Here is a 23,724-nt window from a genome sequence, read left to right as displayed (position 1 = left end):
GGTCTGAAAAGATTAATAAGGTTGGGCGCGGCAGTAACCGCGCCCGGCAACATTAAACGTCCAGCAGCAGGCGCGCCGGATCTTCCAGCATCTCTTTCACTGCCACCAGATAGCCCACAGATTCGCGGCCATCAATCAGACGGTGGTCGTAAGAGAGCGCCAGATACATCATCGGCAGCACCACAACCTGACCATTAACCGCCATTGGGCGATCTTTGATTGCGTGCATGCCCAGGATGGCGCTCTGCGGCGGGTTAATGATCGGCGTCGACATCAGCGAACCGAACACGCCACCGTTGGTGATGGTAAAGTTGCCGCCGGTCAGCTCTTCGACCGTCAGCTTGCCGTCACGGCCTTTTACCGCCAGCTCTTTAATTTTCTTCTCGATATCCGCCATGCTCAGCGTATCGACATCGCGCAGAACCGGCGTCACCAGGCCGCGCGGCGTGGAAACGGCGATGCTGACGTCAAAGTAGTTGTGATACACCACATCATCGCCATCGATGGAAGCGTTCACTTCCGGATAGCGTTTCAGCGCTTCCACAACCGCTTTGATATAGAAGGACATAAAGCCCAAACGCACGCCGTGACGTTTCTCGAAGGCATCGCCGTACTGCTTACGCAGTTCCATGATCGGCTTCATGTTGACTTCGTTAAAAGTGGTCAGCATGGCGGTGCTGTTTTTCGCTTCCAGCAGACGCTCGGCAACGCGCTTACGCAGACGCGTCATCGGTACGCGCTTCTCGCTGCGGCCAGCCAGCGGTTGAGGCTGTGCCTGCTGCGCGGCGGCTTGCGGTTTTGACTCGGCTTTCGCCGGCTGCTGCTTGAGATGTTTTTCCACATCTTCGCGGGTAATGCGTCCGCCTACGCCGGTGCCTTTAATCGCCGCCGCATCCAGATCGTGCTCGGCAATCAGCCGACGGATCGCCGGGCTGAGGGCATCGTTGCTCTCTTCTTCCAGCGAAGCAGACTGACGCTGCGCCGGAGTGGATTCATTGCTTTCCGTTTTAACAGAGGCCTCTTTGCCGCCGCTGTTACCCTCTTTCAGGCGTCCCAGGATCTGACGCGAGGTCACGGTTGCACCCTCTTCTTCCAGTATGGCTTCCAGCACGCCGTCAGCAGAGGCTGGCACTTCCAGCACCACTTTATCGGTCTCGATTTCTACCAGTACTTCATCGCGGCTTACCGCATCGCCCGGTTTCTTATGCCAGGTTGCTACAGTGGCATCAGCAACAGATTCAGGCAGGTCGGGAACGAGAATTTCTACGCTACTCATTATCTTTCCTTATTTAATCAACGTTCAGCGCGTCATTAACCAGGTCTTGCTGCTGTTTCAGGTGTACAGACATGTAACCTACAGCAGGTGAAGCGGAAGCCGGACGTCCGGCATAACGTAAAGAAGCACCAAAAGGAATCACTTCACGGAAGTGATGCTGGCTGCAATACCAGGCGCCCTGGTTTAGCGGCTCCTCCTGACACCAAACGAAATCATGCACGTGCGCGTAAGGCTGCAGCGCTTCCTGTACCGCTTTGTGCGGGAAAGGATAAAGCTGCTCAATGCGCACGATAGCGACATCGCTTTGTTCATTTTTGCGACGCTGCTCCAGCAGATCGTAATAGACCTTACCGGCACACAGCACTACGCGTTTTACTGCTTTGGCATCCAGCGCGTCGACTTCACCAATCGCGGGCTTAAAGCTGCCGTTAGCCAGTTCATCCAGGGTAGAAACCGCCAGCGGATGACGCAACAGCGACTTCGGCGACATGACCACCAGCGGGCGACGCATACCGCGCAACGCCTGACGACGCAGCATGTGATAGACCTGCGCCGGGGTCGACGGTACACAGACCTGCATATTCTGCTCTGCGCAGAGTTGCAGATAACGCTCCAGGCGCGCCGACGAGTGCTCCGGTCCCTGCCCTTCATAGCCGTGCGGCAGCAGCATCACCAGGCCGCACATACGGCCCCACTTCTGCTCGCCGGAGCTGATGAACTGATCGATAACTACCTGAGCGCCGTTGGCAAAGTCACCAAACTGCGCTTCCCAGATGGTCAGGGTACGCGGCTCAGCGGTAGCGTAACCATATTCAAACGCCAGCACGGCTTCTTCCGACAGCACCGAATCCCAGACTTTGAACTGGCCCTGGCCGTTATGGATATGCTGCAGCGGGATCCAGGTTGAGCCGTTCGCCTGGTTATGAATCACCGCATGACGATGGAAGAAGGTGCCGCGCCCGGAGTCTTCGCCGGAAATACGCACCGGAATCCCCTCATCCACCAGCGTGGCGTAGGCGAGGTTTTCCGCTGCGCCCCAGTCAAACGGCTTATTGCCTGCTGCCATTTCAGCGCGGTCGTTGTAGATCTTCGCCACGCGCGACTGCACTTCAACGGATTCCGGCACCTGGCTGATGCGTTTCGCCAGCTCCTGCAGACGCTTGAGTTCCACTTTTTCCGGGTAGCTCTCATCCCACTCATGGTTGAGATAAGGCGACCAGGTGAAAGAGTGCAGGCTCATGGGACGCCATTCCGGCACTACGCACTCACCTGCATCCAGCGCATCACGGTAAAGGTTAACCATCTCCGTAGCGTCTTCCAGATTAATCACCTGCTCCGTTTCCAGACGATCGGCGTAGATTTTACGCGGCGTCGGATGCTTTTTGATTTTCTGGTACATCACCGGCTGGGTTGCGCTTGGCTCATCCGCTTCGTTATGGCCGTGACGGCGATAGCAAACCAGATCGATAAAGACATCGCGCTTAAAGGTATTACGGAAATCGAGCGCCAGGCGGGTAACAAAGGCGACCGCTTCCGGATCGTCGGCGTTAACGTGGAAAATAGGCGACTGCACCATTTTACCGATGTCGGTACAGTATTGTGTTGAACGGGCATCTTTCGGGTTTGAAGTGGTAAAACCGATCTGGTTGTTAATCACGATACGCACCGTACCGCCCACTTCATAACCTCGCGCCTGCGACATGTTCAGGGTTTCCTGAACCACGCCCTGGCCGATGACCGCCGCATCGCCATGAATGGTAATCGGCAGCACTTTATTGCTGACCGGCTCATCCAGACGATCGAGGCGGGCACGTACCGAGCCCATAACTACCGGACTGACGATCTCCAGATGCGACGGGTTAAACGCCAGCGCCAGGTGAACCATACCGCCTTCGGTTTCCACATCGGAAGAGAAGCCCATATGATATTTTACGTCACCGGTACCGAGATGCTCTTTGTGTTTACCGGCGAACTCATCAAACAGATCCTGAGGTTTTTTACCCAGTACGTTGATTAATACGTTCAGGCGACCACGGTGCGCCATCCCCAGTACCACTTCACGCGTGCCGCTTTTGCCGGCGTGACGAATCATCTCACGCAGCATCGGCACCAGCGCATCGCCGCCTTCCAGCGAGAAGCGTTTCGCACCGGGGAATTTAGCGCCCAGATAGCGCTCCAGCCCTTCTGCGGCGGTTAGCTCTTTCAGAAAGCCTTTTTTCTCTTCAGCGGAGAAAGATGCGCGTCCCACAGCCGATTCGATACGCTGTTGCAGCCAGCGTTTTTCATCGGTGTTGGTGATGTGCATATATTCCGCGCCGATTGAGCCGCAATAGGTTTGCTTCAGCGCATTAATCAGTTCCCCTAACTGCAGGCGATCTTTGCCGATGGCAAAAGAGCCGACATTGAAAGTTTCCTGAAAATCCGCCTCGCTTAAGCCATGAAAAGCCGGGTCGAGATCGGAAACCTGCTCCTGCTGCCAGAGGCCCAGCGGATCGAGGTTAGCGTGCTGATGTCCACGGAAGCGGTAGGCATTGATCAGTTGCAGGACTTTAACCTGTTTGGCATTGGCATCGGGATCGCCAACGGAAGCGGCGTAACGCGAGGTATCTTTTGCCAGACGACGGAAATAGTCGCGCGTAGAGGAGTGGAACTGCTCAGGCCTGAGCCCGGTGCCGGGAAGCTGTTGGAACATATCGCGCCATACAGCATCAACAGAGTCAGGATCGGTGAGAAAATCCTCATAGAGCTGTTCTATGTAAGATTGGTTCGCGCCGGCCAGCCAGGAAGAGTCAAGCCAGGGCTTCATTGCGCTGTTCTGCATTGTGATCCCTTAAGCATTACATGCTTTTTTCGAGGTTTCATTGTTGCCGGGTTACCGGCTTGCCCAACGCTGTGTCGCGCACCTGCTTGGAAAGTGCCCGCCACAGCCAGATCCAGTTCATCGATACAAGCACGGGGCAATCGATGCCCTGGCCCGTAAGGGAACCTTGGTAAGGTTTTTCACCGCGCCGTGACAGACCTTACCAGGGTCTCCGTAAATGCTCCAGGAACCGGGGTTCCCGGAGCATAGTGCTGTTATGCGTTACGCTGCAGCAGCATCGACTTAATATGGCCGATAGCGCGCGTTGGGTTCAGCCCTTTAGGACAGACGCTGACACAGTTCATGATACTGTGGCAACGGAATACGCTGAAAGCATCGCTGAGATCGTCCAGACGCGCATTGGTTTCGGTATCGCGGCTGTCGATCAGGAAGCGATAGGAAGCCAGCAGCCCCGCAGGCCCAACAAACTTATCCGGATTCCACCAGAATGACGGGCATGACGTTGAGCAGCAGGCGCACAGAATACATTCGTACAACCCATCCAGGTGCGCACGATCTTCCGGCGACTGCAAATGCTCGCGTGCAGGCGGATTTGCGCCATTATTCAACAGGTAAGGCTTAATTTTCTCATACTGCTTGTAGAACTGCCCCATGTCCACGACTAAGTCACGGACTACCGGCAGGCCCGGCAGCGGACGGATAACGATTTTTTTCTTGCCGTTGCCCAGCGCTGAAACCGGCGTAATGCAGGCCAGACCGTTACGACCGTTCATATTCAGGCCGTCAGAGCCGCAAACGCCCTCACGGCAGGAACGCCGAAAGGCCAGCGTCGGGTCTTTCTCTTTCAGCTTGATCAGCGCGTCCAGCAGCATCATGTCACGGCCATCTTCCGCTTCCAGGGTGTAATCCTGCATGCGCGGCGCGTCATCCACGTCCGGGTTATAACGATAAATGGAAAATTCGAGTCTCATCGTCTCTTCTCCGCAAATTAGTAGGTACGCACTTTCGGCGGGAAAGCGGCGCGCAGTTTCGGCTGCATGTTCACCTCACGGCGCGTCATGCTTTCGGTTTGCGGCAGATAGAGCGAATGGCACAGCCAGTTCTCATCGTCACGTTCCGGGTAGTCAAAACGGCTATGGGCGCCGCGGCTCTCCGTGCGGTAATTCGCTGCTACCGCAGTAGCAAAAGCGGTTTCCATCAGGTTATCCAGCTCCAGGCATTCGATGCGCTGGGTATTGAAATCGCTGGAACGATCGTCAAGACGCGCATGTTTCAGGCGCTCACGGATCTGTTTCAGATCCTCAAGCCCCTGCGCCATCGCATCGCCTTCACGGAACACAGAGAAGTTATTCTGCATGCAGCTTTGCAACGCCTTACGGATTTCAACCGGATCTTCACCCGTGGTGTTGTTATCCCAGCGATGATAGCGCGCCATGGCGGCGTCGATATCTTCTGAAGTGGCATCGCGCAGCGTTCCCTGCTCCTGAATCGACTCCAGCAGATGCAGGCCTGCCGCACGGCCAAACACGACCAGGTCCAGCAGCGAGTTGCCGCCCAGACGGTTCGCGCCGTGTACCGATACGCAGGCAATTTCGCCAACGGCGAACAGACCCGGCACCACCACATCTTCCCCTTTTTCGTTCAGGGTCAGCGCCTGGCCGCTCACTTTGGTCGGAATGCCGCCCATCATATAGTGGCAGGTTGGGATAACCGGAATCGGTTCTTTTACCGGATCCACGTGAGCAAAGGTACGGGACAGCTCAAGGATGCCCGGCAGACGCGACTCCAGCACCTCTTTACCCAGATGATCCAGCTTGAGTTTAATGTGCGGACCCCACGGGCCTTCACAGCCGCGGCCTTCACGAATCTCAATCATCATGGAACGCGCGACCACATCACGGCCCGCCAGATCTTTGGCGTTCGGCGCGTAACGTTCCATGAAGCGTTCGCCATGTTTATTCAGCAGATAGCCACCTTCACCACGACAACCTTCGGTCACCAGCACGCCAGCGCCCGCGATGCCGGTCGGGTGGAACTGCCACATCTCCATATCCTGCACCGGCACGCCCGCGCGCAGCGCCATACCCACGCCATCACCGGTATTGATATGGGCATTGGTGGTGGACTGATAGATACGGCCTGCGCCGCCGGTCGCCAGCACCGTGGCTTTCGCTTTGAAGTAGACAACTTCGCCTGTTTCAATACTCAGCGCGGTACAGCCCACTACGGCGCCGTCCTGATTTTTCACCAGATCCAACGCATACCATTCTGAGAAAATGGTGGTTTTGTTTTTCAGGTTCTGCTGATAGAGCGTGTGCAGCAGCGCATGGCCGGTACGGTCAGCGGCCGCCGCGGTACGTGCCGCCTGTTCGCCGCCGAAATTACGCGACTGTCCGCCGAACGGACGCTGATAAATGCGGCCATCTTCCAGACGGGAGAATGGCAGGCCCATATGTTCCAGCTCCAGAATCGCTTCCGGGCCGGTTTTACACATATATTCGATCGCGTCCTGGTCGCCGATATAGTCGGAGCCTTTAACGGTATCGTACATGTGCCATTCCCAGTTATCTTCATGGGTATTACCCAGCGCGACGGTAATACCGCCCTGCGCAGAAACGGTATGGGAACGGGTAGGAAAAACTTTAGACAGCAGGGCGCAGCTCTGGCCCGACTGTGAAATCTGCAGGGCCGCGCGCATACCTGCGCCGCCTGCCCCGATAACTACGGCATCAAACTCTCTGACTGGCAAATTCATTCTCACGCACCCCACACCACAACAGTTCCATAAATTGCATAAACCAACAGCGTAACAACGATGACCAACTGCAACAGCAGACGCCATGCCAGAGGTTTAACATAGTCTGTCAGCACCTGCCACATACCGATCCAGCCGTGGATCACGGTAGAAAACAGCGTCAACAGGGTAAAGACCTTAGTAAAGGAAGAGGCGAAGAAGGCGCGCCAGATATCATAGGTCAGCGTATCTGACACAATGATGAAGCCAAGAATATATAAGGTGTAGAGCGTAATGAGGATTGCAGTGGCACGTAACAGCAGCCAGTCCTGCACACCATTGCGACCCAGTGCAGTAGCATTGCTTACCATACGAGGACTCCAGCCAGAATTGAAAGCACGATAGTAATAGCGAAACAGAAGTGTGCAGAGCTATTGCCGACACGCTGCGTTTCCGCCAGGTAACCGAAATCCATCAACATATGGCGAATACCGCCAACAGTATGCCAGGCCAGGGCGGTGAGAATGCCCCACATAATGAACTTAGCGAAAAAGCTGTTCATCACGGCAGATGCCTGCAGGAAGCCTTCAGGAGAGGAGAGCGAGAGTCCGAGTAACCAGAGCAGGATCCCAACAGCCACAAAACTAATGACGCCGGAAACGCGGTGGAGAATGGACGATATTGCAGTAACGGGAAACCGGATCGTAGTGAGATCCAAGTTGACAGGTCTTTGTTTTTTCACGGTTTTGCCCACACAGCTTTTCTTATTTTGCTTCCTCCGGGCCTGAAGGTGATAGCCGAACACGACTCGTGCACCGGCACCATAACAGCAACATCCAGTGTTAATTGAAGCGATAAAAACGCTGGGTGGCTCCTGGTGTCAGGGTATTCCGGAGACCTGGCGGCAGTATAGGACGATCACATTCTCATTACAATTGCTCTACAAACGCTTTAGCGAGATTTAAGTGGAACAGTGATCAACCTCACGGTTTTCATATTTTAAACAAATTCAATTATCTGATTTGACAAAACTTCAACAATTCAGTTACAAACTAACGCACGAAAGTCCTATGATGCGCAAAAGTTATGGGGATACACTTTACCCCTCAACGCAAGTTATGTAACAGTGATGAAATAAATTGCTAAACGCATCAGGTTATTAGTTAAGATTCATAATGACCAGCACGGATCTTTAACAACCACAGAACGCATTAGCATCGTGGCTGTCGGAAACTTCCGACTGCGCCCGTCACTCTGTACCCTGCAAGCAAAACATGCCACAGAGTAGATAGTCTGCAATTACTTCACGCAATTTGCAGCATGATGGTAACTTCGGTGTCAAAGATCCTACAAATATGGCGCTAAGGAGACTGTAAATGGCTGATAAAAAAGTGACGCTCACCCTTGACGGTGAAGCTCCTGTTGAGCTGGACGTGCTACAGGGCACGCTGGGCCAGGATGTTGTCGATGTCCGAAGCCTTGGCTCACAGGGTTTGTTTACGTTTGACCCTGGTTTTACCTCTACTGCGTCCTGCGAATCCAAAATTACCTATATTGATGGTGATGAAGGCATTCTGCTCCATCGTGGCTATCCCATCGACCAACTCGCTACCCACTCTAATTATCTGGAAGTCTGTTACATCCTGTTGAATGGTGAAGCGCCGACGCCAGAACAGTTTGAAGAGTTTCGTATCACGGTTACGCGCCATACCATGATTCATGAGCAGATTACCCGTCTGTTTCATGGCTTCCGTCGCGACTCGCATCCGATGGCGGTTATGTGCGGCGTCACCGGCGCGCTGGCGGCGTTCTACCATGACTCAATGGATGTGAATATTGAGCGTCACCGTGAAATTGCGGCGTTCCGCTTGCTCTCTAAAATGCCGACCATGGCAGCCATGTGTTACAAATATTCGATTGGCCAGCCGTTCGTCTATCCGCGCAATGACCTCTCTTATGCCGGTAACTTCCTGCATATGATGTTCGCTACCCCGTGTGAAGAGTATAAAGTGAACCCGGTGCTGGAGCGCGCCATGGATCGTATTCTGATCCTGCACGCGGATCATGAGCAGAACGCCTCCACTTCAACGGTACGTACCGCAGGATCGTCCGGCGCTAACCCGTTCGCCTGTATCGCTGCCGGTATCGCCTCGCTATGGGGACCGGCGCACGGCGGCGCAAACGAAGCCTGTCTGCGCATGCTGGAAGAGATTAGCCATAAAGAGCATATCCCGGAATTTGTGAGGCGTGCGAAAGATAAGAATGACTCTTTCCGCCTGATGGGCTTCGGTCATCGTGTTTATAAAAACTACGATCCGCGTGCAACCGTTATGCGCGATACCTGTCATGAAGTGCTGAATGAGCTGGGTATGAAAGATGACCTGCTGGAAGTGGCGATGGAGCTGGAGCATATTGCGCTGAACGACCCATACTTTATTGAGCGCAAACTCTATCCGAACGTCGATTTCTACTCTGGCATTATTCTGAAAGCGATGGGCATCCCCTCTTCTATGTTCACCGTGATTTTTGCCATGGCGCGTACCGTTGGCTGGATTGCCCACTGGAAAGAGATGCATGACGAAGGCATGAAAATTGCCCGTCCGCGTCAGCTCTATACCGGTTACGCACAGCGTGAGTTCGAATCCCAGCTGCAGAAATAATTTTCCTGCCAAAGAAAAAAGGGCCTGCGGGCCCTTAAAGTTTGTTCTGGCGATCGCGCGGGAGACAAGGTCCGTTCGCAAAGACGCAAAAGACGGCATCCCTGCCAGCTCGGCCCGCGCCTTCCCTGGCGCGGGACGCTTTGCTCTTCGGTCCTTGTCTCCCGCGCTTAAGCATAGGCGTCTGAAGGGCCTGCGGGCCCTTTTTTATTAGCGCTAACAGATTAATGTTGACAGCCGGGGCACCAGTAAAAAGGACGCGATGAAAGCGTGCTTTTTTCAATGATTCCGCCGCAGCGCTCACAGGGTTTGCCAGCCCGATGAAAGACTTTAAAACGAAAGGCCGCGCCGTGATGTGCGCTCTTCATGGTGCCACGCATCCGATAAGAGTGACGCGGAATCGCCAACAGCGCATGCGCCAGGCGCTGTAGCTGCGCCCCGGTTAAATCCTGCGCCCGATGCTGCGGTGCCAGCGCTGCGTCCCATAAAATCTCCACACGCAGGTAATTGCCTAAGCCCGCCAGAAAAGCCTGATCCAGCAACAGCCCGCTGAACTGACGCCGACGAAAGCGCGGTGAAAGCAGGCGCTCGCACACCTCTTCTTCGGTAAGCGTCATATCCAGAACATCGGGCCCGATGCGCTGCAAAAAAGGATGCGCCGCCAGCGTGTCGCTGTTGTGCATTTCAATATCAGACGCGCTATAGAGCAAAATCGTTTGGTCGGCGCAGCCGAGACGCACCCGTAATATGCGCTGCGTTGCCGGCTCGCTACCGGTTTTGATCACCCGCCAGACGCCATAGAGCTGGTTATGGCTGTAAAGCGTTAATCCGTTGGAAAAGTGGGTTAGCAGCGCTTTGCCTCGGGTTTCAATGGCGGTGATCGTTTCACCAATTAACGCGTTTTCATAAGTTTTTAGCTGCGGAAAAGCAAACCAGACCTCCGTCAGGGGCTTGCCCGCGATGGCTTTTTCCAGCCGATCCGCCGCCCGACGGATCTCGGGTCCTTCTGGCATAGAGATATCCTGTTAGTGCGTTGCGCCGCCAACCAGACGCAAATCCTGTTCAGTTCGTAGCGCAATGGTAATCGCCATTTCCAGCGCCAGAATCACGGTTTGTGCCGCCATGCTCGGCGCGCCGGGATGGTTAATCGCCTGTTCCGGCAGATAAGGAATATGAATAAACCCACCGCGCACCCCGTTGCCCTGTTGAGCAAGACGATGCAGCAGCCCATACATCACATGATTGCAGACGTCGGTACCTGCCGTTTGTGATACCGATGCGGGAATGCCAGCTTCACGTATCCCTTCAACAATCGCCTTAATTGGCAGGGTTGAAAAGTAGGCGGCCGGACTGCCGGGAATAATCGGTTCATCAATGGGCTGATTACCCTTGTTATCAGGGATACGCGCATCGTTAATGTTGATACCGATGCGCTCCACAGAAATATCGGCGCGCCCACCCGCCTGCCCTACCGCAATAATTAATTCGGGCTGCAGCGCCTCCATTTCAGCGTAAAGCGTAGCGAGCGCATCGCCAAAGACGCAGGGCAATTCTTTGGCTACCACCTGAAAACCGCACAGCATACGCTCATGTAGCTGACGCACCGCTTCCCATGAAGGGTTTATCTGCTCACCGCCAAAAGGCTCAAACGCCGTAATCAGTACTTTTCTCATTATCGCCTCACAAAAACATCAGGAAATAGAGCAGGAATATGTTCACAATTAACAGTAGCACGCCGGTAGGCGTCTGCGCCTTGATGACCGCATTGCGATCCGGCAGCTCCAGTAACGCCGCAGGAACAAGATTAAAATTGGCTGCCATCGGCGTCATCAGGGTGCCGCAGTAGCCGGAAAACATCCCAATAGCGGCCATAACGGCCGGGTTGCCGCCGTGCTGCAGCACCAGGATCGGAATACCGATACCGGCAGTGACAATGGGAAACGCAGCAAAGGCATTGCCCATAATCATGGTCAGCAGCGCCATACCAGTCACATAGACCGCTACGGCAATCATACGATTATCCACCGCCAGATATTCCCCGGTGAGGTGAGCGATCGCGCTGCCAACGCCTGCAGTGGTAAACAGCAAGCCCAGGGTGGCAAGGAGCTGCGGCAAAACAAAGGCCCAGCCGATGGAGTCCAGCAGGCGGCGCGCTTCCTGCAACGATTGCGCCGGACGCTCATGGCTGATTTTCAATGCCACCAGCCAGCCCACCAAACAGCCCACGGACATTGAAAAGAGCGTGACCAACGTAGCGTGGTTGCCGGTGCCGAACACCCGCGTTTCCAGCCCGGCAATATGGTTAAACGCCAGCACGCCCGCTACCGTAACCAGCGGAATAGAGAGCGCCGGCAGGAACAGGCGATTGCCCAGCCGACTGGCGCTTTGCTGACGTTCTTCTTCGCTGCGCTGGTGATAGCGCCCGAGTTTTAACCCACCCAGGCCAGCAATCACGCCCATTAACATCACCAGCACGCCTACAAAAATATGCAGATTACGCGCGCCAGCCTCGCCGGATCCGGTTAACTGTGTCGCCAGTTGATATGCCCAGTCACCGATAAAAAAGATCAGGCCATACAGGCCCCAGAATAGCCCGGTAGTAATACGTCGCGGATTGGCCTTATCACGCCATGACATCAGCGCCACTACCAGCAAAATCAATCCAGCCAGATAAAACAGATACTGTTGCTGAAACATTAGCGGCTCTCCTTCTGCTGCAGCGCCGCCTGATTTAGCGCGCTTAGCTCTGCCGCCAGTTTCTTATCCAGCCGACGCAGACGCAGAGCGTGGATAATAAAGGCGCAAACCGCTGTAGGAATGCCCCATAGCGCAATGTGCAATGGCTCGGTGTGGATACCGCCCGATTCCAGCATAAAGTTATGCATGAAAATAATGGCACCAAAGGCGACAAAAATATCTTCGCCAAAAAAGAGCCCAACGTTATCGGTTGCCGCTGACATGGCGCGCAGACGGTAGCGTACCTCAGCGGGCAGTTCGCCATAACGGTTTTTTGTGGCACCTTCCGCCATCGGCGCCAGTAGCGGGCGCACCATTTGCGGGTGTCCGCCCAGGCTGGTTAGCCCCAGCGCCGCCGTGGCTTCACGCACCAGCAGATAGATAATTAACAGGCGACCTGCGGTGGCCGTTTTAATTGTGGCGATCCATGCCTGGGCACGCTCTTTTAATCCATGCCGCTCCAGCAGCCCGATTATTGCCAGCGGCAACAGCAGAATAAACGGCAGGTTACGGGTATTCAGGAATCCCGAGCCCAGTTTTTCCAGAATATCCGCCAGCGGCATATGCGCGGCGAGGCCAGTGACCAGACCGGCCAGAAGCACCACCAGCACCGGGTTAAAACGCAGTAAAAAACCGATAATAATGGCTGCGATCCCCAACAGGGGCCACAGGCTTACCAGAGGTTGCATAGTATCTCCTGCTAAAAAACCCCGCTACGATCAGGGGTGCACTGTCAGATTTCACTGCTAACAGCAATATGCTGCGCAGCAAACGCGTCACGCAGGCGGCGTGCGAAAGTTAATGCATGCGGGCCGTCGCCGTGCAGACAAACGGTTTGTGCACGCAGTGTTACCCACTCACCGGTGACGCTGGCGATTCTTCCCTGCTGCACCATGCTTAAGGTACGAGATATGGCTTGTTGTTCTTCTTCAATCAGCGCGTCCGGCTGATTACGTGGCACCAGCGAGCCGTCGGCCTGATAACCGCGATCGGCGAAGACCTCTTCCCGGGTGCGCAATCCGTGATGCTGCGCGGCGCGGATCGATTCACTGCCCGCCAGCCCCACCAGCAGCAGCTCAGGGCTCACCGCCTTAACCGCCCGGGCAATCGCATCCGCCAGTTGCCCATCGCGCGCGGCCTGGTTATACAACATGCCATGCGGCTTAACGTGCGTCAGTTCTCCACCTTCGCTTTCCGCCAGGGCTTTTAATGCGCCAATCTGATACAGCACCTGGGCATAGACCGTTTCCGGCGGCAGCTGCATAGCGCTGCGCCCAAAATTTTCCCGATCGGGAAAAGAGGGATGCGCGCCAATCGCCACGCCAAATTCCCGCGCCCAGCGTACCGACTGCAGCATGGTTTGCGCATCGCCCGCGTGAAAACCGCAGGCGATATTGGCTGAGGTCACTAACTGCAGCAGCTCGCGGTCATGGCTGCAGCCCTCGCCCAGATCCGCGTTTAAATCAATTTTCATCTTCCAGCCCCCATGCCATGCGCTCAATAACCTGCTGTTGCTGCCGCTTCGCCTGTAACGCCTCCTCCAGCGTACAGTGTATAAAGTGGATCGGCTCGCCCAGACGGATCTGCGCCAGATGATGAAGATCCGCTTCGATCACACAGGCAATGCGCGGATAGCCGCCGGTGGTCTGCGCATCGGCCATCAGCACAATTGGCTGACCGTTATGGGGAACCTGAATCACGCCCGGCAACAGGCCATGTGAAAGCAGCTCGCGATTAACGTTGCGCGTCAGCGGCCGTCCCTGAAGGCGATAACCCATACGGTTGCTCTGCGGATCGAGCCGCCAGGAAACACGCCAGAAGGCTTCCTGAGACTCTTTACTGAACTCGTGATACTCCGGCCCTGGCAGCGCGCGCAGGCGATTGCCCCACAACAGCTGTCGTACACCGGCGGTTTTGCTGAAATCATGCGTGGGTGCCGCCAGCGGCAACAGATCGCCATCCTGCAGACGCCGCCCCTGCCAGCCGCCAAATTCCGCCCTGGTATCGGTGCTACAGGATCCCAGCACCGGAGCAATATCAAAGCCGCCGTTAATCGCCAGGTAGCTGCGCATACCGCGTACCGGCATCGATAGCGTCAAACGCTGGCCTTTTTTTACCGGCAGACGCCAGCCGGTCCAGGCAGGGCGACCATCTATATCGGCATTGCAGCCAGCCCCTGTTAATGCAAACCAGCCGTCGCGATCGAACTCCGCACAAAACTGGCCCAGCGTAATTTCCAGCACCGCCGCTGTTTGCGGATTACCCACCAGCAGGTTTGCGGTGCGCATCGCCGGTTCATCCAGCACGCCGCCGCCGCTGATGCCAAGCTGACGCCAGCCGCTACGACCGCAGTCTTGCAGTGTGGTATTGATTCCGGCACGGATAATTTTCAGCATACGCCCTCCTTCTGCGGCACAAAGCGCACTTTATCTCCCGGGCGCAACAGCGTGGGCGGCTGATGCTGAGGATTAAATAACGCTAGCGTGGTTCGTCCCAACAGTTGCCAGCCACCGGGCGAGGCCAGCGGATAGATACCGGTCTGACTGCCGCCGATGCCCACCGAGCCCGCGGGCACCAGCACGCGCGGTTCAGCGCGGCGCGGCGCGTGCAGGCGGCTGTCTAACCCGCCCAGGTAGGGGAAGCCGGGCTGAAAACCGATGAAATAGACCACATAATCACCGGCGGCGTGCGCCTCAACCAGCTGCTGCGGCGTCATTTGACAATGGCGCGCCACCGCCACCAAATCGGGGCCGGCCTCACCGCCATAGACCACCGGAATGGCGACCTTGCGCGATTCCGGCACTGCGGCTTCGCTCTCTTCCCACCAGGTCTGCAGACGCTCAATGGCGTCCAGCGCCTGATGCTGTGGGTCACGCAGAATGACAGTGAGGTTATTCATTCCAGGGATCGCTTCCAGCACCTGCGGATAGTCACGCAGGCGTTGGGTTAATCCCCAAATTCGCTGTTGGCTGAACAGCGATACAGGCGGTTCCAGTTCAAGCACGACCGCGCGTTCTCCCAACAGGTAACAACGTGCTCTTTGCAAAACTTACCTCCTGTTATCACTAAGTCGCTCAAACTTATCTATTTTGAGCAGATAGTTATGATGAGATGAGGCAGGCGTGTCAACCGCTTTGCATCAGGTGAAGTTACGAAAATGACGACGGAAACGCCGTCGTCATCGTCAGGAAAAGAGCCGTCAGGGGAAAATCGCAAGGAACTCAGGCTGGGTTAGCAATATCAATAAACGTCACATCCAGCTGATGATGCGCTGCCAGCCACTCGCCCAGTGCACGAATGCCGCCGCGTTCAGTGGCATGGTGACCGGCGGCAAAAAAGTGCAGCCCGTTTTCTCTGGCGCTGTGGATCGTCTGTTCCGATACTTCGCCGGTGATAAAGGCATCCACGCCGAAGTCCGCAGCGCTGTCGATAAAGCCCTGTCCACCGCCGCTACACCAGGCGATACGGCGAATCTGCGACGGCGCGTTGTCGCTACAGTGCAGCGGCTGACGTCCTAATACGCGATTAATGCGCTCCGCCAGCTGCGCTCCGCTCAGGCTCTCCTTTAGCTCTCCCCACGGCACCAGCGGCTGTATTTCGCCCTGTACGTTAATATCCAGCGCCTGCGCCAGCTGTGCGTTATTGCCTAATTGCGGATGCGCATCCAGCGGCAAATGCCAGCCATAGAGATTAATATCGTTCGCCAGTAAGGTACGCAGGCGACGGCGCTTCATGCCTTTAATCACTGGCGCTTCGTTTTTCCAGAAGTAGCCATGATGCACCATGACCGCATCCGCCTGTAAACGCACCGCCTCATCCAACAACGCCTGGCTGGCGGTTACGCCGGTCACGATTTTCCGCACCTCATCGCGCCCCTCAACCTGCAAACCATTTGGCGCATAGTCGCTAAAGGCGGCGCTGTTCAGCTGTTGGTTAACGATTTTCTCCAGTTCAAAATTGTTCATTCATCGACTCCAGGGGCATAACATGGGACGCTTTGCGCGCCGCGGCAAAAATAGCTAACGTTTTTTCTCTTGCCGCCTTATGTTCCACGATTGGTGACGGATAATCGAGTCGCTGATTATTTTTCTTTGCCCAGCCGTGCGGATCGTGGATATCGCTATCCGGCACCTTCGCCAGTTCCGGTAGCCAGCGGCGGATAAACTCGCCCTGTTTGTCAAAGCGCTCGCCCTGCGTGGTGGGATTAAAAATTCGGAAATACGGCGCCGCATCGGTGCCGGTTGAGGCCGCCCACTGCCAGCCGCCATTGTTAGCGGCCAGGTCGCCATCAATTAACATCGACATAAAATAGCGCTCGCCCCGTTGCCAGTTGATCTGCAGATCTTTAACCAGAAAGCTGGCGGTAATCATGCGCAGCCGGTTATGCATCCAGCCGGTGCGGTTCATTTGGCGCATCGCCGCATCCACAATCGGATAGCCGGTTTTTCCCTGTTGCCAGGCGGTGAAATGGTGAGGGTTATCCTGCCAGGCAACCTGTTTCGTCCAGGTCATAAAGGGCTGGTTTTTACACAGCGCCGGAAAAGCCACCAGCAAATGACGGTAGAAATCTCGCCAGATTAATTCGTTCAGCCAGACGCTGGCCTGCCCCTGTTCCAGCGTTTGTGGCTGTTCGCGCAGTAAACGATGCAGGCACTGGCGCGGCGATAAGGTTCCCGTCGCCAGGCAGACCGATAGTCTGCTGGTGCCGTCCAGCGCAGGCAGATCGCGCTGTTCAGGATAGTTCAGCACCGGCTGTCTGCAAAACGCACGCAGACGCTGTAGCGCCGCGGCTTCGCCTGGCGGAAAAAGCTGATGATCGAACGCTTGTCGGGGATAATCAAAGGGCGCTAATGCAGGTAACGTCTGCGGCAGCGTCTGGCTGCGCGGTTCCGGCGCGGGCAGGCATTCCGGCAACGAGATGCGCAACCGTTGCAGGTAAGCTTTACTGAAGGGAGTAAAAACTTTATACATTTTTTGACTGCCGGTACGGACGCTGCCTGGCGGCAGGAGAACGCTGTCATCAAAACCCTGTACTGTGATGCCCTGCTGCGTCAGCCTGCGCTCCGTCGCCGCATCCCGCTCCCGCTCGTTAAACTCATACTGGTAGTTATAGAACAGCGCATCAACCTGCTGTTCACGGCAAAAAGCCGTCAGATAATCAACGGACGCGCTAAAGTCAGCACACTGGTAATAATGCAGAACGATACCTTTTGCCGCCAGCGCCTGCTGGAGGAGCTGCAGGCTGTGCCAGATATAGTCAGCCTGGCGTGGCGACATATCATGCTGACGCCACTGCTGCGGCGTAGCGATAAATAACGCCATGACGTTTGCATCGCGCTGACGGCAGGCGGCCCAGAGCGCGCTGTTGTCATTGATACGCAGATCATTGCGCAGCCAGACCAAATGGGTGGCCATTACCTCTCCTGTATGCTCAACTCAGCGGCCGTAGCGCAGGCGCAGCGTTTCTGGATAGGGTTCAAAATAGCGCTGCTGCGACAGCCATTGTTGCGGATACTCTTTCATATAATGTTTGAGCAAGGTGATGGGGGCCAACAGCGGCTGCACTCCCTGACGATAGCGATCGATCAACGAGGCCAGCTCCTGCCGCTGCGACGACGTCAGCTGTTTACGAAAATAGCCCTGAACGTGCATTAACACGTTGGTGTGATTGCGGCGCGTGGCGGGATGCTTCATGAGTTTCATTAGTCGATTGCGATATTCAACGGCATACGCCTCCAGCGAAGCGTAATCGTTCATTGCCGCCACAAACGGCCCCAGTTCACGATATTCCGGCTGTGAATGCGCCAGCAGCAGCAGCTTGTAGCGGGTATGGAACGACATCAGCTTATGGGCCGTTAACCCTTCGCGCCAGAGCTGATTAAACTCATGCAGCGCATAAACGCGCCCGACAAAATTTTCACGCAGCGTGTCATCATGCAAACGCCCATCCTCTTCCATTGGCAGCCAGGGCATCTCCTGCTGTAACGCCTGTGCGAAAATCCCGATGCCTTCTTTGCGGTTATTCTTGCCGTCGGGTTCATAAATGCGTACCCGTTCCATCCCACAGCTGGGTGATTTGGCACACAGAATATAGCCGCACAAATGATGCAACTCAGCAACTTTCCGCGTGGCGAAATCGCGCATCTGAGCGGTAATCTCTTCACCACCGTTTTTGCTGAAACAGAGTGAAATCTCGTCCTGATGTTTCACCAGACGCAGGGCCGGACGCGGCACAGGCAGGCCAATCGCCATTTCCGGACAGATGGGCTCATAGCGTACATAGGGAGCCAGCTCTTGCGTGGCAAAAGTCAGCCGTTTATGTCCGCCATCAAAACGCACGCTGTCGCCCAACAGACAGGCGCTGATTCCTACCGGGATTTTCTCACTCATACTTGTACAACCCATAACTTCTTGTATAAGTTTAAGTGTAGCTGAAGCTGTTGAATGACGCACCGAAAATGCAGTGATGCTGTGGTACAACGCAAAAAAATCCCGCCAACAGGGCGGGATCTCAGTGAGCGGTTATCATCAAGGCTGAACCGGGCGTGGAAAAAACCAGGGCTAGTAGATGTCTCCGCCTGCGGCTTCAGCCTGCGCCAGCCAAACGGGTTTGGTGCTGGTTTTACTCCAGACGCGGTGCAGATAGCTGTAAAAGCGTGCACGATCGCTGCGAAACAGCATGACCGGAAGCGCCAGCAGGCCAATAACCACTACAACGCTGCGACGCAGGATAATTTTATGCAAAGGGTAAATTGAATAGCTCACCTGGGCCTCCCGGAGGGTTAAACAGCGAATAATTGTTCATTAGTTAATCATCATACGCCGCATTGTGTAATTTTACTACTCATCCGACCACTCGATCGCTGAAAAAAAGTACATCCTCTGATTTTACCTGTAAGAAAGTTACATAAATGTTGATTTAAAGTGATCATCTTGTGCCGGAAAAACCGATTGCCACGCAAAGCGCAGCGGGTTTTGCTAAAGTGCGCTTTCCGTCATTGCTTTATGACGTTGGGGAAGCATGATTTTGACCAGCGTACTGATTGTTGAAGATGAAAAAGAGATTCGCCGTTTTCTGCGCGTGGCGCTGGAAAACGAAGCCCTGCGCGTTTATGACAGCGAAACTTTACAGCGTGGGCTGATGGAAGCCGCGACCCGCAAACCCGATCTGGTTATCCTTGATCTTGGCCTGCCGGATGGCGACGGCATCGACTTTATTCGTGATTTTCGCCAGTGGAGCAGCGTCCCGGTGATTGTGCTTTCCGCACGCAGCGAGGAGCAGGATAAAATCATGGCGCTGGATGCCGGCGCAGACGATTTTCTTACTAAGCCGTTTGGCGTTGGTGAACTGCTGGCGCGCGTTCGCGTTGCGTTGCGCCGTCACACAGGGCTGCAGACGCCAGATCCAGTGGTGCATTTCGCTCAGGTTCAGGTTGATTTGGCTGCGCATCATATTGTGCGTAATGGTGAGACTCTGCATCTGACGCCTACCGAATTTCGTTTACTGGCGCTGCTGCTGAATAATCCAGGCAAGGTACTGACACAGCGGCAGCTGTTAAGCCATGTCTGGGGGCCGAACGCGGTGGAACACAGTCACTATTTGCGCATTTATATGGGCCATCTGCGGCAAAAGCTGGAACAGGATCCCGCCCGTCCGGCGCACCTGCTTACCGAAACCGGTATCGGCTATCGCTTTATGCCGTAGCGCTACGCTGGCCATAAAAAAAGGCGCTGAGATTCAGCGCCTTTTTCGTAGCGATTAAACTCAGGCGTTTTTCAGCACTGCGCTCACAATCTCTACGGCTTCTTTTTCGATTTTTTCGCGATGTTCCGCACCGAGGAAGCTTTCACAATAGATTTTGTAAGCATCTTCCGTACCGGAAGGACGTGCAGCAAACCAGCCGTTTTCGGTCATCACTTTCAGGCCGCCAATCGAAGCGCCGTTGCCTGGCGCGCTGGTTAAACGCGCGGTGATAGGATCGCCCGCCAGCGTTGCCGCGCTTACCATTTCCGGCGACAGCTTTGACAGCGCCGCTTTCTGTGCAGAGGTCGCAGACGCCTGTAAGCGGTTGTAGCTTGGCGCGCCGAAACGTTCTGCCAGCTCATCATAGTGCTGCTGCGGGTTTTTACCGGTTACGGCAGTGATTTCCGCCGCCAACAGGCAGAGGATGATCCCGTCTTTATCGGTAGACCACGGCGTACCGTCGAAGCGCAGGAAAGACGCCCCGGCGCTCTCTTCGCCGCCAAAGCCGAAGCTGCCGTCAAACAGACCATCCACAAACCATTTGAAGCCCACCGGCACTTCCACCAGTTTACGGCCGATATCGTTAACCACACGGTCAATCATGGCGCTGGAAACCAGCGTTTTACCTACGGCAACCTCTTTGCCCCACTGCGGACGATGCTGGAACAGATAGTTGATTGCCACAGCCAGATAGTGGTTCGGATTCATCAGACCTGCAGGCGTGACGATACCGTGACGGTCGTAGTCCGGGTCATTGCCAAACGCCAGATCGAATTTATCACGTAGCGCCAGCAGACCGGCCATTGCACATTCTGATGAGCAGTCCATGCGCACCACGCCATCTTTATCCAGATGCATAAAGCGGAATGTCTGGTCGATAGCGTCGTTAACGATGGTCAAATCGAGCTGATAATGCTCGGCGATGCGTTTCCAGTATTCCATACCAGAGCCACCCAGCGGATCAACGCCGATTTTCAGGCCCGCTTTTTTAATCGCTTCCATATCCACAACCTGGGCCAGCCCTTCAACGTAAGGCTGAATCAGATCTTTTTCCTGAATATGGCCGCTGGCCCAGGCCTGCTCCAGCGACAGGCGTTTAACCTCTTGCAAATCATTCTGAATCAGCTGATTCGCACGGTCTTCCACCACTTTGGTAACGTTGGTGTCAGCCGGGCCACCGTTAGGCGGATTATATTTAATACCGCCATCTTCCGGCGGATTATGGGAAGGCGTAATCACGATGCCGTCAGCCTGAGCGCCGCCCGCTTTGTTATATTCAAGGATTGCGTTAGAGATGGCCGGGGTTGGCGTATAACCGTTATCCTGCTGCACAATGACATCAACGCCGTTGGCCGCTAACACTTCCAGCACGGAAATGATCGCCGGCTCTGACAGCGCGTGGGTATCTTTACCCACGTAACAAGGGCCAGCGATCCCGTTCTTTTTACGTTCTTCAGCAATGGCCTGAGCAATAGCCAGAATATGCGTTTCATTGAAACTCTGACGTGCGGCGCTGCCGCGATGCCCTGATGTGCCAAACTTCACCGCGTGTTCCGCATTCCCTTTCTCTGGCTGCAGAACGTAATACTGGGATGTTAATTGTGCAACGTTAATCAAATCGCTCTGCTGGGCTGGCTGCCCGGCACGGGGGTGATTGGCCATTGGCGCTTCTCCCTGACGCTTCAGTTAAATGGTGCCGCAAACCTTATCTGACAGCTCCGGTGGGAACTGCATAGCCAGCATGATATGTTCTACCATGCTGCATTTGCGGCCTGTGTTAGTGTTGGTGATCACCCAGTACGGCGTGCCGGGAACATGCTTCGGCTTGGTATGGGTGCCATGCTGCAACAGTGTTTGTTCATCGCCGGCAAAATAAACGCGGGTGCGTCCCTGCAGCGATGCGGTGGCCTCAGCAAACGCTTCGGGATCAAGACGATATAGTGTAGATAAAATCAACATAAAGCGATTTACCGCTTTATTCTGCTCGGCGTACTCATCAGAGAGTAGCAGCTCGCGTACAGCACGCACCCGATCTTGCGCACGCGTGGTTGGCTTGCTGACTTCATTTTCCTGACTCACGCTAACAGCAGGTGCCGGGGCCGCAACCGCAACCGGCGCGCTCTGACCAGCGGTAAATTTCAACATCCGCCGTAAAATGTCGGAGGCGCTTTCACCGATATGCTGCGTGTGGCTGGCAATATAGCGATAGAGTTCTTCGTCGACTTCAATCGTTTTCATCTTTATCCGTACGGTAATTGCTTGTGGCAGATCCAGGCGCAGCGCGTAATAGCAAATTTCAGCTGTACAATCTGTGCGCTGGTTCTAACATAAGGATTATAAAGTTAAATCCTGCGGGTCGGTAGCGACGTTGGCGCTTGCAGGCAAAAGTCAGAATATGCCGCAAAGCAATCCGGCAAACAACCACTGACCGGCAGGCAGTCTATAAATCATGATAACCTATGCTTTCCTTTCAACTGTAAGAACTTTGCCATGAATTTGAATACTCGCCTGCAAACTGAACAGTCCGATCCGGACGCGCTCCCCCTTCTGCTTATTCATGGCCTGTTCGGCAGCCTTGATAACTTAGGCGTGCTGGCGCGCGGCTTAAAAGCGGATCGTCCGTTGATTCAGGTGGATGTGCGTAATCATGGCCTTTCACCGCGCAGCGATGAAATGTCCTATGCAGCCATGGCGCAGGATATGCTGGATACGCTCGATGCGCACGGCATCGATAAAATCGCAGTGATGGGTCACTCCATGGGCGGGAAAATCGCCATGACCATGACGGCGCTGGCACCTGAGCGGATCGAACAGCTGGTATTAATTGATATCGCCCCGGTTAACTATCGCACCCGGCGTCATGATGAAATTTTCGCGGCGGTTAATGCTGTAACCGCCGCGAAAGTGCAATTGCGCAGTGAAGCAGCCAGCGTAATGCGCGGGATCATCGCTGACGAAGGCGTTATCCAGTTTCTGCTGAAATCTTTCCACGACGGCGCATGGCGTTTTAACGTTCCGGCGCTCTGGGACAACTACAGCAGCATCTCCGGCTGGGAAAATGTGCCCGCCTGGCACGGCCCGGCGCTGTTTATTCGCGGCGAGCTTTCTCCCTATCTTGATGATATTCATCGCAATGCTTTGCTGGCGCAGTTTCCAGCGGCGCGGGCGCACGTGATTGCCAGCGCAGGCCACTGGGTTCATGCTGAGAAACCGGATGCGGTGCTGCGGGCCGTGCGGCGTTTTTTAGCGCTGTAAAAGCAATATGTTAACGGGCTAACAAAGATTGTCCTCGCTCTTTGGTCAGGGTATGATGGCGCGCTAAAATTTTGCCGCTGTTAAACTGGCGGCAAACCGGCCCAAACGTCACCATGCGCGGCGCACACGCGCAGCCCATTCAGTATCACGATTCTATGGCAAAAGAACAAACGGACCGGACCACGCTCGATCTCTTCGCAGATGAACGTCGCCCGGGTCGCCCGAAAACCAGTCCGCTGTCGCGTGATGAACAACTTCGTATCAACAAGCGCAACCAGCTGAAGCGTGACAAAGTCCGCGGGTTACGGCGCGTTGAACTGAAGATGAACAGTGAGGCCGTCGATGCGCTTAATGCGATGGCTGCCGAACGTGGCGTCAGCCGCAGCGAGCTGATCGAAGAGATGATTCTCGCCCAGTTGCAGGCGCTTTGAACGGCTGGAAGAAGCGCACTAAGAAACAAATGCAGCGGCTTTACGAGTTCCGCCTCCTGACGGTCTCTGC

General features: G+C 55.2%; 23 protein-coding genes. 4 read left to right on the top strand and 19 right to left on the bottom strand.

Translation table 11 applies throughout. From position 1 onward, the window contains the following. Window positions 1-52: 52 nt before the first annotated feature. The 6 genes from odhB to sdhC form a co-directional block, all read right to left on the bottom strand. Entirely contained in the window at window positions 53-1,276 is a 1,224-nt protein-coding gene (gene odhB / locus ACQE3Z_RS12990; protein WP_426974112.1) for a 2-oxoglutarate dehydrogenase complex dihydrolipoyllysine-residue succinyltransferase, read from the bottom strand. Window positions 1,277-1,289: 13 nt separating this feature from the next. Beyond that, entirely contained in the window at window positions 1,290-4,097 is a 2,808-nt protein-coding gene (gene sucA, locus ACQE3Z_RS12985) for a 2-oxoglutarate dehydrogenase E1 component (RefSeq protein WP_426974111.1), read from the bottom strand. Window positions 4,098-4,351: 254 nt separating this feature from the next. Further along, window positions 4,352-5,068, bottom strand: a complete 717-nt coding sequence (locus ACQE3Z_RS12980) for a succinate dehydrogenase iron-sulfur subunit (protein ID WP_085067584.1) — start codon at window positions 5,066-5,068, stop codon at window positions 4,352-4,354. Window positions 5,069-5,085: 17 nt separating this feature from the next. Continuing rightward, window positions 5,086-6,852 (bottom strand): succinate dehydrogenase flavoprotein subunit, encoded by a 1,767-nt coding sequence (gene sdhA, locus ACQE3Z_RS12975; protein WP_085067585.1) that lies wholly within the window; start codon window positions 6,850-6,852, stop codon window positions 5,086-5,088. A 2-nt stretch (window positions 6,853-6,854) separates the two neighbouring features. Next, the gene (sdhD, locus tag ACQE3Z_RS12970; protein WP_085067586.1) at window positions 6,855-7,202 is read right to left on the bottom strand and encodes a succinate dehydrogenase membrane anchor subunit; all 348 of its coding nucleotides are present in this window, start codon (window positions 7,200-7,202) and stop codon (window positions 6,855-6,857) included. Then, window positions 7,196-7,585, bottom strand: a complete 390-nt coding sequence (gene sdhC, locus ACQE3Z_RS12965) for a succinate dehydrogenase cytochrome b556 subunit (RefSeq protein ID WP_426974110.1) — start codon at window positions 7,583-7,585, stop codon at window positions 7,196-7,198. The genes sdhD and sdhC overlap by 7 nt, the downstream gene beginning before the upstream one ends. Window positions 7,586-8,207: 622 nt before the next feature. On the opposite strand from sdhC, the gene ACQE3Z_RS12960 reads away from it, so the two are divergent. After that, window positions 8,208-9,491, top strand: coding sequence for a citrate synthase (locus tag ACQE3Z_RS12960; RefSeq protein ID WP_085067587.1), 1,284 nt, complete (start codon window positions 8,208-8,210; stop codon window positions 9,489-9,491). Between the two features lie 221 nt (window positions 9,492-9,712). On the opposite strand, the gene nei is transcribed toward ACQE3Z_RS12960, so the two are convergent. The 11 genes from nei to ACQE3Z_RS12905 all read right to left on the bottom strand — a co-directional run bounded on the left by nei (window position 9,713) and on the right by ACQE3Z_RS12905 (window position 18,989). Then, window positions 9,713-10,501 (bottom strand): endonuclease VIII, encoded by a 789-nt coding sequence (nei, locus tag ACQE3Z_RS12955; RefSeq protein WP_426974109.1) that lies wholly within the window; start codon window positions 10,499-10,501, stop codon window positions 9,713-9,715. A 12-nt stretch (window positions 10,502-10,513) separates the two neighbouring features. Beyond that, complete coding sequence (pcp, locus tag ACQE3Z_RS12950) at window positions 10,514-11,161, bottom strand: pyroglutamyl-peptidase I (RefSeq protein ID WP_426974108.1); 648 nt, start codon at window positions 11,159-11,161, stop codon at window positions 10,514-10,516. Between the two features lie 7 nt (window positions 11,162-11,168). Beyond that, window positions 11,169-12,185, bottom strand: coding sequence for a DUF979 domain-containing protein (locus ACQE3Z_RS12945; RefSeq protein WP_426974107.1), 1,017 nt, complete (start codon window positions 12,183-12,185; stop codon window positions 11,169-11,171). Beyond that, the gene (locus tag ACQE3Z_RS12940; RefSeq protein WP_426974106.1) at window positions 12,185-12,913 is read right to left on the bottom strand and encodes a DUF969 domain-containing protein; all 729 of its coding nucleotides are present in this window, start codon (window positions 12,911-12,913) and stop codon (window positions 12,185-12,187) included. Before ACQE3Z_RS12940 ends, ACQE3Z_RS12945 begins: the two co-directional genes overlap by 1 nt. A 44-nt stretch (window positions 12,914-12,957) precedes the next feature. Beyond that, complete coding sequence (pxpA, locus tag ACQE3Z_RS12935; RefSeq protein WP_426974105.1) at window positions 12,958-13,698, bottom strand: 5-oxoprolinase subunit PxpA; 741 nt, start codon at window positions 13,696-13,698, stop codon at window positions 12,958-12,960. Further along, window positions 13,688-14,620, bottom strand: a complete 933-nt coding sequence (pxpC, locus tag ACQE3Z_RS12930) for a 5-oxoprolinase subunit PxpC (RefSeq protein ID WP_426974104.1) — start codon at window positions 14,618-14,620, stop codon at window positions 13,688-13,690. The genes pxpA and pxpC overlap by 11 nt, the downstream gene beginning before the upstream one ends. Then, a complete protein-coding gene (pxpB, locus tag ACQE3Z_RS12925; protein ID WP_426974103.1) occupies window positions 14,614-15,270 on the bottom strand; it encodes a 5-oxoprolinase subunit PxpB in 657 nt (218 codons plus the stop codon). The genes pxpC and pxpB overlap by 7 nt, the downstream gene beginning before the upstream one ends. 175 nt (window positions 15,271-15,445) lie before the next feature. Beyond that, a complete protein-coding gene (locus ACQE3Z_RS12920; RefSeq protein ID WP_250652121.1) occupies window positions 15,446-16,189 on the bottom strand; it encodes a type 2 GTP cyclohydrolase I in 744 nt (247 codons plus the stop codon). Continuing rightward, window positions 16,176-17,639, bottom strand: coding sequence for a deoxyribodipyrimidine photo-lyase (phrB, locus tag ACQE3Z_RS12915; RefSeq protein WP_426974102.1), 1,464 nt, complete (start codon window positions 17,637-17,639; stop codon window positions 16,176-16,178). The genes ACQE3Z_RS12920 and phrB overlap by 14 nt, the downstream gene beginning before the upstream one ends. A 21-nt stretch (window positions 17,640-17,660) precedes the next feature. Next, complete coding sequence (locus tag ACQE3Z_RS12910; protein ID WP_426974101.1) at window positions 17,661-18,614, bottom strand: YbgA family protein; 954 nt, start codon at window positions 18,612-18,614, stop codon at window positions 17,661-17,663. A 171-nt stretch (window positions 18,615-18,785) separates the two neighbouring features. Next, the gene (locus tag ACQE3Z_RS12905; protein WP_250652118.1) at window positions 18,786-18,989 is read right to left on the bottom strand and encodes a YbfA family protein; all 204 of its coding nucleotides are present in this window, start codon (window positions 18,987-18,989) and stop codon (window positions 18,786-18,788) included. A gap of 262 nt (window positions 18,990-19,251) precedes the next feature. Here ACQE3Z_RS12905 and kdpE point away from each other — a divergent pair, with 262 nt between their 5' ends. Then, complete coding sequence (gene kdpE, locus ACQE3Z_RS12900) at window positions 19,252-19,929, top strand: two-component system response regulator KdpE (protein ID WP_250652687.1); 678 nt, start codon at window positions 19,252-19,254, stop codon at window positions 19,927-19,929. Window positions 19,930-19,989: 60 nt separating this feature from the next. Here the strand turns inward: kdpE and pgm are convergent, their stop codons facing one another. Together pgm and seqA are read right to left on the bottom strand one after the other, a co-directional pair. After that, a complete protein-coding gene (gene pgm, locus ACQE3Z_RS12895; protein ID WP_250652117.1) occupies window positions 19,990-21,630 on the bottom strand; it encodes a phosphoglucomutase (alpha-D-glucose-1,6-bisphosphate-dependent) in 1,641 nt (546 codons plus the stop codon). Between the two features lie 24 nt (window positions 21,631-21,654). Then, window positions 21,655-22,206 (bottom strand): replication initiation negative regulator SeqA, encoded by a 552-nt coding sequence (gene seqA, locus ACQE3Z_RS12890; RefSeq protein ID WP_426974100.1) that lies wholly within the window; start codon window positions 22,204-22,206, stop codon window positions 21,655-21,657. 252 nt (window positions 22,207-22,458) lie between these two features. Between seqA and ybfF the strand changes: the two genes are divergently transcribed. Then, window positions 22,459-23,223 (top strand): esterase, encoded by a 765-nt coding sequence (gene ybfF / locus ACQE3Z_RS12885; RefSeq protein WP_426974099.1) that lies wholly within the window; start codon window positions 22,459-22,461, stop codon window positions 23,221-23,223. A gap of 155 nt (window positions 23,224-23,378) precedes the next feature. After that, window positions 23,379-23,654, top strand: a complete 276-nt coding sequence (ybfE, locus tag ACQE3Z_RS12880; RefSeq protein ID WP_085072204.1) for a LexA regulated protein — start codon at window positions 23,379-23,381, stop codon at window positions 23,652-23,654. Window positions 23,655-23,724: the final 70 nt, after the last annotated feature.

The sequence above is a fragment of the Pantoea sp. FN0307 genome (assembly GCF_050113815.1).
Taxonomy (GTDB): Bacteria; Pseudomonadota; Gammaproteobacteria; order Enterobacterales; family Enterobacteriaceae; genus Mixta; species Mixta alhagi.
The sequence above is the reverse complement of the archived record's forward strand: the minus strand, read 5'-3'. Positions and strand labels throughout refer to the sequence as shown.

Bases quoted from the DNA above. Each gene is read 5' to 3' on its own strand.
- odhB (WP_426974112.1), bottom strand. From the start codon at position 1,276: ATGAGTAGCGTAGAAATTCTCGTTCCCGACCTGCCTGAATCTGTTGCT.
- sucA (WP_426974111.1), bottom strand. From the start codon at position 4,097: ATGCAGAACAGCGCAATGAAGCCCTGGCTTGACTCTTCCTGGCTGGCC.
- ACQE3Z_RS12980 (WP_085067584.1), bottom strand. From the start codon at position 5,068: ATGAGACTCGAATTTTCCATTTATCGTTATAACCCGGACGTGGATGAC.
- sdhA (WP_085067585.1), bottom strand. From the start codon at position 6,852: ATGAATTTGCCAGTCAGAGAGTTTGATGCCGTAGTTATCGGGGCAGGC.
- sdhD (WP_085067586.1), bottom strand. From the start codon at position 7,202: ATGGTAAGCAATGCTACTGCACTGGGTCGCAATGGTGTGCAGGACTGG.
- ACQE3Z_RS12960 (WP_085067587.1), top strand. From the start codon at position 8,208: ATGGCTGATAAAAAAGTGACGCTCACCCTTGACGGTGAAGCTCCTGTT.
- nei (WP_426974109.1), bottom strand. From the start codon at position 10,501: ATGCCAGAAGGACCCGAGATCCGTCGGGCGGCGGATCGGCTGGAAAAA.
- pcp (WP_426974108.1), bottom strand. From the start codon at position 11,161: ATGAGAAAAGTACTGATTACGGCGTTTGAGCCTTTTGGCGGTGAGCAG.
- ACQE3Z_RS12945 (WP_426974107.1), bottom strand. From the start codon at position 12,185: ATGTTTCAGCAACAGTATCTGTTTTATCTGGCTGGATTGATTTTGCTG.
- ACQE3Z_RS12940 (WP_426974106.1), bottom strand. From the start codon at position 12,913: ATGCAACCTCTGGTAAGCCTGTGGCCCCTGTTGGGGATCGCAGCCATT.
- pxpA (WP_426974105.1), bottom strand. From the start codon at position 13,698: ATGAAAATTGATTTAAACGCGGATCTGGGCGAGGGCTGCAGCCATGAC.
- pxpC (WP_426974104.1), bottom strand. From the start codon at position 14,620: ATGCTGAAAATTATCCGTGCCGGAATCAATACCACACTGCAAGACTGC.
- ACQE3Z_RS12920 (WP_250652121.1), bottom strand. From the start codon at position 16,189: ATGAACAATTTTGAACTGGAGAAAATCGTTAACCAACAGCTGAACAGC.
- phrB (WP_426974102.1), bottom strand. From the start codon at position 17,639: ATGGCCACCCATTTGGTCTGGCTGCGCAATGATCTGCGTATCAATGAC.
- ACQE3Z_RS12910 (WP_426974101.1), bottom strand. From the start codon at position 18,614: ATGAGTGAGAAAATCCCGGTAGGAATCAGCGCCTGTCTGTTGGGCGAC.
- pgm (WP_250652117.1), bottom strand. From the start codon at position 21,630: ATGGCCAATCACCCCCGTGCCGGGCAGCCAGCCCAGCAGAGCGATTTG.
- seqA (WP_426974100.1), bottom strand. From the start codon at position 22,206: ATGAAAACGATTGAAGTCGACGAAGAACTCTATCGCTATATTGCCAGC.
- ybfF (WP_426974099.1), top strand. From the start codon at position 22,459: ATGAATTTGAATACTCGCCTGCAAACTGAACAGTCCGATCCGGACGCG.
- ybfE (WP_085072204.1), top strand. From the start codon at position 23,379: ATGGCAAAAGAACAAACGGACCGGACCACGCTCGATCTCTTCGCAGAT.